Consider the following 11,853-nt stretch of genomic DNA (forward strand, 5'->3'; position numbering starts at 1 on the left):
GCCAAAACGCCGTCCGATGCCGTTTACGCGAAACCGGGTTGGTTTTGTTCGGCCTCCGCGAAGTATTCGGTGGCTCAGAAATAGCGGCGGCGGGCGCGGCTCTCGGTGAGTTCGCGGACCGCTTCGCGGAATTCGCGCAGGCTGGCGCGAATTTCCTCGATGGGCGCCTGTTCGGCGCTTTCCTGGACCTGGTGATCAGGTTCCGGCGATGGCGGGGCTGCATAGGCAGGTGGCTGCGGCGCAGCGGCCTGTGGCGGGTACGGCATATGCCCGGCATAGGGGGCCTGGGCATAGGGGCTGCCTGCCGGCGGCTGCGTCTGCCACGGCTGGGGATGGCCTGCCTGCTGTGCATGGGGATAGGGCGGCGGCGCCGGATAGACCGGCAGCGGCGGCATCAGGGGCGACCGCGAGGGCGGACCCATCGGCTGGGAATAGGTGGCATCGAAGCCCGGCTGGAAAGGCGGCCGCGAATAGTCCGACGGCCGGGGCATGAAGACGGACTCCGAGTTCGGGAAGCCGGAGGGCATGGCAGCATCCGCCGGCCGCACGTTTTCACCAAAGGCGGCGAACTCGCTGGCGTCATCCGCTTCGGCGGATGGCTTGCGGGACACGGCGTTGCGCAGCTTCGCCATGAGGGCGCTGATCCGCCCCGGCCGTTCGACAGGCGCGGCTTCGGCCTGGGCAGCGGGCGGTGGTGGTGCAGGCGGTGGGGGTGGCGCCGGGGGCACTGGCGCTGCCGGCATAGGCGGCGCCGGTGGTGGCGCAGCCCGGTACGCCTGCTCCTCGAGAGGCGCCTCGCGGTCGCGGCGCGAACGCGATGTCGCGGTCTCGCGCAAGCTTTCATAGGCGCCACGCATGGCGCCAAGGCCAACGCCAGAGGCAAAGCCAAGCAGCAGGCCGGCAAGGGCCATCAAGGCGCGAGACGGGCCTTTCGCTTCGAGCGGCGCAAAAGCCTTGGAGATCACATTCATGTTGGCGGTGTTGATGTCCTTTTGCTCGCCGGTCTCCTTGGCGCGCAGCAGATATTGTTCGTAGACGGAGCGCTTGGCAGAGGCCTCACGCTCCAGTTCGCGCATCGACACCAAATCATTGTTGACGTCGCCGCTGCGCACCTTGAGCTGGGCAAGGCGGGAGGAAAGATCCTGTTCGAGCTGGACGGCGCGTTTCAGATCGACCTGCAGCGAGGACGCGATGCGACGCAACTCACCGGCGATACGGTCGCGCGCGCCGGCGATCTGTGCATTGATCGCCTGCAGTTCAGGATGGCGCGGGCCGAGCCGGATGGCGGCACGGTCGGCCTCCTGCTTGAGCGTCGCGTATTGCGAGCGCAGATCGCTCATCGTGTTGGAGTTGATCTCTTCCGGCAAGGTGCCGGAGAGAACCGAATTGACGTCAATCGAACGCGCCGAGGCCGCCCTCGCATTCAATTCCAGTGTCCGGGCGCGAGCGACCGAGAGCTGCTCGTTGAGCTTCAGCATCTCGTCGTCGCTGATCAGATGGCCTTGGGCATCGACAAGATCATGCGAGGCCCTGAAATCCTCGACCTTGCGCTCGGCCGCTTCGACGCCCTTGCGCAGGTCCTCGAGCCTTGCCGTCAGTTCGTCGGTCGCGCGGCCGGCCGTATCCGACTGAATCTGACCGAAGGTCTGCAGAAACACATCCGTCATCGTGTTGGCGATGAGGGCCGATTTCTCGCCATTCTGCGTGATTGCGCTGACGGTGATGACGAAGGTCTTACCGCCGCGCTCGACCGAGAGGCTTTCGGCCAGATTGCCGACCGCGAGCGCACGCCGGCGGACTTGATCGACACCGTCCGGCCCATCCTGGCGTGACAGGATCGAATGGATCAGCGACCTGATGCCGAGGCCGCCGGAGCCTTGACCGTTGAACTCCGGATCGTTGACGAGATTGAGCTTGTCGACGACCTTGTTCAGAACCGTGCCCGAGGTCAGCACCCGGACCTGGTTTTCAACGATGGCGAGCGTGGCGTCGGAAGCGACGACATTCTGGGTAAGGTCACGGTCGGTGAGCTTGAGGTCGCGCGGATCGACGATCAGTTCAGCGGTGGCTTCATATTTCTTCGGCGTCGACAGCGCGATCGCTATGCCGAGCCCGGCACCGATCAGGGTGGTCGTGATGATCAGCAGCTTCGACCTGGCAATGCCGCGCACCACCTGCATCGGATCGATCAACGGCTTCCATTGCTGGTCGTCACCACGACCGCCAAAGGAGGGATTGGCCTCACCCTCATGGCCGGATCCGGATGTCTCATGAGAGCGAACGCCGGCGGAAGGCTCTTCAGGGACCGTGCTTGCGCGCGGTATCGCCGGCGGCAAATCGCCGGTGCCGGCGCCCTCCTGCGAGCGCCAGACGTCCTCCTGTGCGGCCGCTTCGGGCTGCTCGTCCGCCCGGAAGCGCTCTGTTTCGACGGCGGCGGACGGCGTCGGGTTCGCCCGCGCCTCACGCCGCGAACGGGCCAGGCGATGGCGCGTGGCGGCATCCTCGCGCCATGACGGATCTGCCCGATCGCCTATAGAGACCAATGACGGGTCCGTGTCATCCTCACCGCGCATGGCCTGGCCGAGCGCCAGCAAGGAACGCTCGCGCCTCCAGTCTTCACGGTTTTCCCTGTCGACCATTGTCTTGGAGCTTTACTCGTTGGCCGCTTGGCAGCGGCGGTCGGCCATTCGTTAAGCCACGCTAAACAAGCATAGGAAACAAAAGGTTAATTTTGGCAGGCCGGCGGGTAAGGTTTTCATAACCTCAAGCGCGGGAATTTCAACGCGTCCGGACCTCAAAACGGCGCGTTAAGCTTTCCCGCCTATGGCTTCCCCAGACATGACCGAAGCTCGCGGCATACCGCAAAGGCGGACTTTCGCCCGGATCGGCACTTTCGTGGCCGAGCGACGGGGGCTGGTTCGCGACTATTTTTCGGCGATCAGCGGCGCCGGCGGGCGACTGGTGTTTTCGCTGGCCTATTTCATCGCGCTCGCCAACACGCTGTCCATCTCGGAGTTCGGTATGTTCGCCACCGCTTCGGCGGCCGGCGTGATGCTGTCGCGGATCCTGGCTTTTGGTTTCATCTCGGCGCTCTATCGCACCGCCACCATTCGCCCCAATCTGATCGGCACCTTCACCGCCGGCTTCCTGCTGCTCGGCATCATTTCCCTGCCGTTGCTGGCCGCGGCCTCGTTCGGCGTCTACCTGATCTTCTTTGCCGGCACCGTACCGCTGTCGGTATTTTCGGCAATCGTCTTCGCCGAGGCGCTGTTGTGGCGGCCGGTTGAGGTCGCCCTGATCGTCAACAACGGGCTGGGCAAGTTCGGCCGTGCCGCCGTGCTGGCGATCCTGGCGACAGCGCTGCGCGCGCTTGGTGCTGTGCTGTTCATGCTCTGGGCACAGCACAGCATCTGGGTGTGGTCGTGGTTCTATATCGGCGCCAACGCAGCCTCGCTGCTTTTGGCTTTCGGCTGGTTCTATCCCCGCCAAAGACTACGGCTGCGTATCGAGCTCTATCTCAGGCGGCTTCTCGATTCGATCTATGTCGCCGGTGCCGAGGTGTTGTTCTATCTGCAATCGGAGTTCGACAAGCTGCTGGTGCTGGCGATCGGCGGCCCGCATTTGGCTGGCATCTATGCCATCATCATGCGGCTGGTTGACCTCACCGCAATCCCCATCCGCACCTTCTCCATGATGCTGGTGCAACGCATGATGCGCGCGCCGGACCTGTTGTCGCGCTTGACGGTAAAAAGCGGCATTGAGGGCGGCGTGTTTGCTGTCTCGACGGCGGCGCTGCTGGCGCTTGGCATCGTGCTGCATTTCTTCCCCAACGCGCTCGGCAAGAATGTCTCCGAGGCAGCTCCTCTGGTGGCGCTGGCGATCTGCGTTCCAGGTTTGCGCAACCTGGTCGAATACCAGGCCGAGCTGCTGTTCGCGCGCGGGCAGACGTTGGTACGCGCCATCAATCTCGGCTTGCTTGCCGGACTGAAAGGGCTGCTGCTGACCTATGTGCTGACGTCCATCACGGACACGTCAACATTGGTTCTGTCGCTCAACGTCGTCTTCCTGCTGCTCTATCTCGCCTCGATGCTGCTGACCTATTCGGCGATGCGCAAGCCGGCCAAGCCCATCTAAGACTACGAGGATTGAAGCCCGATCAGGCGGCGGATACGGCCGATATCGGTGCCTATGAAGGATTGCATGCCGATCGCCACCTGCTCCGGCGCCATACCAGCAACGAAGTGGCGGAACTCGTCGTCCGATAGCGCCTCACCCGTCCAGTGGACGCGGCAGAATTCCTCCGAACCATGGAAGTGACCGGCTCCATCGAGCAGATCGTCGACATAGCGGCCATAGATCATACATTCGGAGAATCGGCGCGCCTGACCGATCGCCTCGACCCAGTCGCGGCCATGGACCTTCTCGATCTGTCCGCACATGGCAAGCACGGTGTCGCGGCGCCAGGCGATCAGCGTCGAGATGTAATCGTGGACCGACGTCCGGGACGGGTCGATGCCAAGCGCCGAGCCGGCATTGCTCGACCAGATGCGGTGCTCGTCATGCCCCTCCTGCGCAAGCACGCCGTCGCGGCGGAACAGACGTGCCTCGCCGTCGCGCCAGAAGGCGGCGCAGTCGAACGCCTTCACGAAAGCAACGTCGGAATCGCAAAAGACCAGAACGTCTTCCCGGGCGTGCGCTGCGATGGCGATACGGCGCAGCTGCTGCACGTGCCAGCCGCGCAGCGGCTGTGTCTTCAGGCTGAGCCAGACACGCCGGCGAAACAGGCTGAGCGGATCGTCGAATGCGTGCAGCCAGCGCGGCAGCAGGTCGCGCTCGTCGACGATCGTGCGCCGGTCTGTCTCCAGCTGACGGAAAAGTGCCACGTCGCGATGTTCGACCAGGATGTAATGGTGTGCGGCACCCGAGACATGCCGGTCAAGGGTCTCGCACAACAGCCGGCAACGCTCGAAATCCGGTGCATAGCTTGCCGTCACCACTGCCGCCGTCGGTACCTTCGGCAACAGGCCCGGTTCGATATGGGCGTCAGGAACGAACCGCTTGTTCAACGGAGATCTCCGCCCGCTTCGGAGCCACGCGACAATCTCTGCTTGACGGCCCGCCACAGGAACACAGGATTGCCAACCACGTAGCGGCGCCAGAGCCGGCCCGGCTCGACCGCCAGCCGGAACAGCCATTCCAGCCGCAGGCGCCGCATCCACAATGGCGCGCGCGGCACCGAGCCGCTCAGGAAATCGAGCAGCGCGCCGACAGCCACCGGCAAGGTGCAGTGGCGCTCGTCGATGTGGCGTGCGATCCACAGTTCCTGGCGCGGCACGCCCATGGCGACCAGCAGCATATCGGGCCGCAACGCTGCGATCCGGCCGATGATCTCCTGTTCCTGCGCGGCTGAGAAATAGCCATCATGAATGACGACGAAATTGTGCTGCACGGCAAGTGCCGCCAGCTTGACCGACGCCGCCTCGGCGTTGACACGCGTTGCGCCGAGCAGCCCGACTGTCAACGGCCTCGTCGAGGCCTGCAGGAAGGCCGGCACGAAATCGGTGCCGTTGAGATTGTCGGGAAATGGCGCGCCATACAGAAGTTTCGCCGCGAGATCGACGCCGATACCGTCCGGCAGGATGAGGAAATCGTCGAGCGCCTCGGCGAAGACCGGGTCTGAATATGCGATGTTGGCATTGTGCGCGTTGAGGAAACTGACCTTGGTGAAGCGCCGCTCGGCGATGAGCCGGTTCAGCAGCGCGATCGCATCGTCCCAGCGGATGGCGAGCACCGAGATGCCGAGGATCGTCTTCAGGCTGTCGAGCCCGAACGCGGCGCGGGCGGTGTGCATGTTCATGCAAACACCTCGTGCCTGACTGCGCCGAGTTTTTCGAGGCCGAGCCGGATGGCGACGTCGAGCGCCTTGACCTGCTGGCGATGGAACGCGCCGCCATCGACGTCCCGGATATTGGCCGCCGCTGTCTCCAGCGCCCTGGCGAAGCCGGCCGGATCGTCGGTTACGACGCAATTGTCGGGGCGGTGGCCGATGCCGCGCAGCGAGCGGCTGGTGGCGACCGAAGGCAGGCCGAGTTCAAAGGTCTCGATGGTCTTCAGTTGCACGCCGCTGCCGGCGGTGCTGATCAGCGGGATGACGGCAGCACCCGACACGAACGCCCTGGCATCCGGGACACGGCCGACAAATTCGACACCCGGATGCGTCGAGGCGACGCCGGAAGGCACGTGGCCTGCAATGCGGATGCGGAAATCCGGCCGCAGATGCGGCACCACTTTACCCAGGAACCAGTCGAGGCCGATGCGGTTCGGCTGCCAGGTCCAGGTGCCGATCAAGGCGGCGTCGCAATCGATCTTGCGTGGACTTTTGCGGTCTGGCGCCCTGGCACCGGTCACCAGCGGCAGCACCGCTGAACGGTCGGCGGCGACGCCGAGCGCAGCGCGATCCTCCTCGGCCAGCGTGAAGACGAAGCTTGCGCGGCGGCAGAGGCGCTCTTCCACGATTTTGAGCAATCTTGCCTCGCGGCGGAACAACAGGCGCTGGAAGAGGCTACCGGCGGCAGCGGCATTCTCGCGCGCCGAAAGGTGCTCGACATTATGGGCGACGAAGATCGAAGGCCGGTCTTCGAAGAGCTTTTCGAAGGCGCCGGCAAACTGCACGGAATTCAGCACATAGCCATCGAACGGACCGGCCTGTTCGAGCGCGGCCAGAACAGCTTGGTCGGACACCGCACGCAGCTTGACCGACGCGAAGGTGAGGCCCGACAGCATCGCATTGCCGACCCAGGCGAGCTTTTGCAGGGGCGACGCACTTTCGGTGCGCACGTCGATGGCACCCAGCACCACCGTGTTTTCCGGATCGGCCGCGGCTTTCCCCGGCCAGGTAAAGCCAATGACCGTGACGCGCGCGCCGGCGCGCCGCAAAGCGGCGATGATTGCAGCGTTGGCGATCTCATAGCCCGAGGCGAGAGCGCCGTCGGGCACGATCGATGTGGCGAACAGCAGATGCATCTCACCTATCCAGTGGTGTAGCCGGTAGCAAAGCGCGGTGAACCCTTGATTAAGCGAGCACAATCCGCGGCCGAAAGCCCGAACCTGGCGGGCTTCTCCGTGCAAGGTGATTAACGAAACCTTATCACCGTGGTGCTACCAGAGCCCAACTCACGACGCGGCTGGAGACGGATGATCCTTTTGCCATCGGATGGTTCGGTATCGATCGCTGGACGGTCTCCCCGGCTTGACGTGGAGGCTGTCGAAGCGGTCGTCACCTTGCCGACGTTCAAGCGACCCGAACAAGTTCTGGAAACACTGGCATCGCTCAGCGCGCAGCGGACCGGCCGGCGCTTTGCCGTCATCGTCATGGAAAACGAAGCCGAGGCGCGTGAAGGCGCCAGGGCGGTGTTGCCGCTGTTCGAGCGCGACGAGATACCGGGTATGGTCATCATCGCCCATCAGCGTGGCAATTGCAGCGCCTACAATGCCGGCTGGCAGACAGCACTCCTGCACTTCCCGAACTTCAGGCATCTGCTGGTCATCGACGACGACGAGATCGCCGACCCGCAATGGCTGGAGCGGATGTGCTCGGCTGCCGAAACACTCGGCGCCGATCTCGTCGGAGGCCCGCAGGTGCCGGTCTTTGCCGATCCCGCCCATGCGCAATGGGCAGGACATCCCGTCTTTGCGCCGCCCTACCGGGAGACGGGACGCGTGCCCGCGCTCTATTCGTCCGGCAATCTTCTGGTTGGACGCAATGTGCTGATCGCCATGGGGCCACCTTTCCTCGATCTCAAATTCAATTTCATGGGCGGCGGCGATTCCGACTTTCTCAGCCGCTCGGCGCAGAAGGGCTTTGTGCTCGGCTGGTGTGCCGAGGCCACGGTGCAAGAGACCGTTCCGGCCCGGCGTGTCGAAGCCGACTGGATCCGGGCTCGCAGCCTGCGCAACGGCGTGATCTCGACACTGGTCGAGAAGAAGAAGCGTGCTGGCACGCCATTCGCCGGTGCCAAGGTGTTCGCAAAGAGCCTGGCTCTGCTTGCCGCCTCGCCGTTTCGCGGCCTGATCCGGCTCGTGCGGACCGGATCGCCGGCGATCGCCATCTATCCCGTCCATGTGGCGCTGGGCCGCGTGATGGCCGAATTCGGATATACCAATGAGCAGTATCGTCAGCCCGAGAAAAACTGAGCGCGCCCCGCTCAGCGACGCATTCACGCGCGACGGCGTGGCGACCGCCATTGCCGCACTTCTGTTCACCATCATCATGGTGTCCTTCCGGCCGTTCCAGCCAGGCGGCGCCGAACTCACGGGCGACGGCGGCGACATCGTCAACCAGCTCGGCTTCGGCGCGCTCGGCGGCATTTCGATCTTCTCGCTGATGGCCTTTGCCGATCCGCGCGTCGTGCGCTCGCTGCTCAGCCCGTCCTGGGTGCTGATGCTGGGTTTCTTTTTCCTGTCGGTGGTGCTGGCGACCGATCCGCCCTCGGCCATGCGCGCCGCCTCCTTCACCATGATCGGCATCCTGACCATGGCAACGATCCTGGTGCTGCCGCGCGATGCCGAAGCCATCTCCAAGGTCATCATCTTCACCGCCGTCGTGGTCATGGGCCTTTCCTACCTCGGCCTCATCGTGTTTCCACATGAGGCGCTGCACACGGCCGATTCCCAAGAGCCCGAACATGCGGGCCTGTGGCGCGGCGTTTTCACCCACAAGAACATCGCCGGCCCGATCATGGCCTGCTTCAGCTTCGCCGGTCTTTATCTCTACCGGCGTGGGCAACACTGGTGGGGCGCGGGAATCTTCTGCGCGGCGATGATCTTCATGCTGCACACAGGCTCCAAGACGACCGCCGGCCTGGTGCCGTTCTCGATCCTGATCGTGGTGCTGCCGAGCCTCATGGGCATGCGGCTCGGCACGCCGATCCTGTTTGCTCTGGCAATCATCGCCACGGCGGTCGGCACGCTGGGCATCGTCTTCCTGCCGCCGGTGAAGCATCTGGCGGCGATCTATTTCCCCGACATGACCTATACCGGCCGCACGACGCTGTGGGAGTTCGCTGGCTCGATGCTGGCAAAGAAACCGTGGACCGGCTACGGTTATGAAAGCTTCTGGGGCACGCCGCTGCTGCTCAACCAGGACCAGCCCTTCGACCGGCCCTGGGACATCCGGACCATCGTGCACGGCCATGACGGGTATCTCGACATAGCCGTGCTGATGGGCATTCCGGCCCTTTGCGTGGCGGTCTACACCTTCCTCATCGCGCCGCTGCGCGACTACATGCGTATCCCGCTGCGCCGAGAAAATATCTTTCTCGGCGACTTCTTCATGATGGTGGTGCTGTTCACCGCACTCAACGCTTTCCTCGAAAGCTTCTTCTTCCATCGCGGCGATCCGGTCTGGCTGTTCTTCGTGCTCGGCGTGCTTGGCCTGAGACAAGTGTCGCTGCGGCCGATCGCGGTGCGTGGCTCCGATCGCGATTCGCGATCTTCCCGCTCGGCCTGACAGGGCTTCCCCACCGCAGCGCGAGCGTCTATGTCAGGGCCTTCCTTCGGAGGGTTTCTCAATGACGATCAGGCTTGTTCTCGCCGGCTGCGGCAATATGGGTTACGCCATGCTCGCGGGCTGGCTGAAGTCCGGCAAGCTTGCACCCTCGACGGTTTTCGTGGTCGAGCCCAATGCCGATCTGCGCCAGCGGGCCGCCGCACTCGGCTGTGCCATAGCTGCTGATGCCGGCGATATTCCAGGTGACGCCGTGCCTGATCTCGTCGTCATCGCGGTGAAGCCGCAGGTGATCCGCGAGGTGACCGCCGCCTACAAGCGCTTCGGCGACGGGCGCACTACCTTCGTCAGCATCGCCGCCGGCACGCCGGTCTCAACCTTCGAGGATATCCTCGGCAGTCGCGCGCCGGTTGTGCGCTGCATGCCCAACACGCCTGCTTCCATCGGCAAGGGCATGATGGTGGTGTTTTCCAACCCGCTCGTCTCTGATGATACCAAGCGCTTCGTCGCCGACCTTTTGTCGGCCAGCGGTGAAGTGGCCACCATCGACGATGAGGGCCTGATGGACGCAGTGACCGCTGTGTCGGGATCGGGGCCGGCCTATATCTTCCATTTCATCGAAGCGCTGACCGTCGCCGCCGAAAAGGCCGGGCTTTCGGCGGCGACCGCCAGGCTGCTCGCCATGCAGACAGTCTACGGTGCAGCCTCGCTCGCCGCCGAAAGCCAGGAGGAACCGAGCGTGCTGCGCCAGCAGGTGACCAGCCCGAACGGCACGACGGCTGCGGCCCTTGCCGTGCTGATGGGCGAGGATCGGCTGACCAAGCTGCTGACCGAAGCGGTGGAGGCGGCACGGCTGCGGTCGATCGAGTTGGGGAAGTAAGCCTCAACCCGTTCCGTACAGCATCTCGTCCTGCAGCCGGCGCAAGGCGAACAGCCTCGTCGTCGGGTCGGGCGCTGCATTGCCGGCGGTAAGCAACTCGCCTTTCCTGACCGATTTCAACACCTTGCCGCCCTCGAGCAGGCCGACTGGCACGGCGCGCTGGGCGCGGGCCTCGCCGACGGTCATCGTCCAGGAGCGGTAGCAGGTCTCGCCGATGGCATCGAAGGTTTCGCCGGCGGTCAGGTCACGCTTGGCGACGGCGCATACTTCGGCGACCGGCCGTGGCAGCGGCACCATATCAGGCTTGCCGAACAGCACGATGCGGGCGGCGGTCAGCGGCACTTCCAATGAGGTCAGATGGTAGGGCCGGAACAGGCTGTAGTAGGGACCATGGCCGATATGCAGATCGTCCATGCGCTCGATGATGCGCGGGTGCGTGGCCTCGACGATGACGAAGACACCGGGGGCGACGCCCTTGCCGATCGTGTAGTCGACAACGCCTTTTTTCAGCAACAGTCCGCCATCCTCACGCGGGATCAGCACCTTGACGAGGTCGTCGCGGTCGGCCTTCGGTCCATGCATGCCGGGCACGTCGGGCACCAGGCCGGTGGCGTTGGCGATGGCGCACATCTCGACCATGGTTTTCGAGCCATCGACGAACTCGACCAGCATGCGCGGGTTCATGTTGCGGCGGATCGCTTCCTCGCGATAGTCGTCGGGCACAGCGTCATGATTGAGCGGGTTGTTCTTGCCTTTGCCGGCCGAGACGATGGTCAGGCCGAGTGCGGAGGCGAACTCGATCAGTTCCATGCAGCTCGACGGCTCGTCGCCGGCGCCGACCGAATAGACGACGCCAAGCCGGTCAGCCTGCTGCTTGAGATAACAACCGATGGTGACATCGGCCTCGACATTCATCATCACCAGATGCTTGCCGTGCTCCATCGCCGACAGGCAGAAATCGGCGGCGACACCGGGCTTGCCGGTGGCGTCGATGACGACGTCGATCAATGGATTGGTTACCAGCATCTCATTGGAGGTGATGGCGATTTTTCCCGCCTCGATGGCCGCGGTGACTTTCGATGGAGTGTCGGCTTCGACCGCCATGGCTTCGTCGCCATAGGCGATACGGATGGCCTCGCGCGCGGTATGCGGACGCCGCGTCGAGACGGCGCAAACCGATATGCCCGGCATCAGCATGCCTTGCGTGACAAGGTCGGTACCCATTTCGCCAGAGCCGATGACGCCAATGCGGACGGGACGGCCCTCCGACGCACGCTTGGCAAGATCGCGAGCAAGGCCGGTCAGGGCGACATTGGTCATACGGGATGTCCACAGCTTCTTGATTTGCGGCCGGATTAGCAGGGACCGATCACCTGTGCCAACGAAACCGGCTCCGGCCGGCCGTTTCCAGCGAAAATGACGCGGGAAAAGCGGCTTTCCTTTGCCCGGTTGGCCCAAAGGGTCGCCG

The 11,853-nt window shown here is 64.1% G+C and carries 9 protein-coding genes; 4 read left to right on the forward strand and 5 right to left on the reverse strand.

Annotated features, from left to right (window positions below):
- Positions 1-74 precede the first annotated feature (74 nt).
- Positions 75-2,639 (reverse strand): GumC family protein, encoded by a 2,565-nt coding sequence (locus tag EB235_RS31570; protein WP_027033513.1) that lies wholly within the window; start codon positions 2,637-2,639, stop codon positions 75-77.
- A 199-nt stretch (positions 2,640-2,838) separates the two neighbouring features.
- Between EB235_RS31570 and EB235_RS31575 the strand changes: the two genes are divergently transcribed.
- A complete protein-coding gene (locus EB235_RS31575; RefSeq protein WP_027033512.1) occupies positions 2,839-4,134 on the forward strand; it encodes a lipopolysaccharide biosynthesis protein in 1,296 nt (431 codons plus the stop codon).
- A 2-nt stretch (positions 4,135-4,136) separates the two neighbouring features.
- On the opposite strand, the gene EB235_RS31580 is transcribed toward EB235_RS31575, so the two are convergent.
- From EB235_RS31580 to EB235_RS31590, 3 genes are read right to left on the reverse strand one after another with little or no spacing between them, the layout of a single operon-like run.
- Positions 4,137-5,066, reverse strand: coding sequence for a DUF6492 family protein (locus EB235_RS31580; RefSeq protein ID WP_027033511.1), 930 nt, complete (start codon positions 5,064-5,066; stop codon positions 4,137-4,139).
- On the reverse strand, positions 5,063-5,857 hold the full coding sequence (locus tag EB235_RS31585) for a WecB/TagA/CpsF family glycosyltransferase (protein ID WP_027033510.1): 795 nt from the start codon (positions 5,855-5,857) through the stop codon (positions 5,063-5,065). Before EB235_RS31585 ends, EB235_RS31580 begins: the two co-directional genes overlap by 4 nt.
- On the reverse strand, positions 5,854-7,023 hold the full coding sequence (locus tag EB235_RS31590) for a glycosyltransferase (protein WP_027033509.1): 1,170 nt from the start codon (positions 7,021-7,023) through the stop codon (positions 5,854-5,856). Before EB235_RS31590 ends, EB235_RS31585 begins: the two co-directional genes overlap by 4 nt.
- A 171-nt stretch (positions 7,024-7,194) precedes the next feature.
- On the opposite strand from EB235_RS31590, the gene EB235_RS31595 reads away from it, so the two are divergent.
- The 3 genes from EB235_RS31595 (at position 7,195) to proC (ending at position 10,385) form a co-directional block, all read left to right on the forward strand.
- The gene (locus EB235_RS31595; RefSeq protein WP_027033508.1) at positions 7,195-8,193 is read left to right on the forward strand and encodes a glycosyltransferase family 2 protein; all 999 of its coding nucleotides are present in this window, start codon (positions 7,195-7,197) and stop codon (positions 8,191-8,193) included.
- Complete coding sequence (locus EB235_RS31600; protein WP_027033507.1) at positions 8,162-9,508, forward strand: O-antigen ligase family protein; 1,347 nt, start codon at positions 8,162-8,164, stop codon at positions 9,506-9,508. Before EB235_RS31595 ends, EB235_RS31600 begins: the two co-directional genes overlap by 32 nt.
- 61 nt (positions 9,509-9,569) lie before the next feature.
- The gene (gene proC / locus EB235_RS31605; protein ID WP_027033506.1) at positions 9,570-10,385 is read left to right on the forward strand and encodes a pyrroline-5-carboxylate reductase; all 816 of its coding nucleotides are present in this window, start codon (positions 9,570-9,572) and stop codon (positions 10,383-10,385) included.
- 3 nt (positions 10,386-10,388) lie between these two features.
- Here the strand turns inward: proC and EB235_RS31610 are convergent, their stop codons facing one another.
- Positions 10,389-11,705: an NAD(P)H-dependent oxidoreductase gene (locus tag EB235_RS31610; protein ID WP_027033505.1), complete on the reverse strand. Its 1,317-nt coding sequence runs from the start codon at positions 11,703-11,705 to the stop codon at positions 10,389-10,391.
- Between the last annotated feature and the right edge of the window lie 148 nt (positions 11,706-11,853).

The organism is Mesorhizobium loti R88b, from assembly GCF_013170845.1.
GTDB lineage: Bacteria > Pseudomonadota > Alphaproteobacteria > Rhizobiales > Rhizobiaceae > Mesorhizobium > Mesorhizobium loti_B.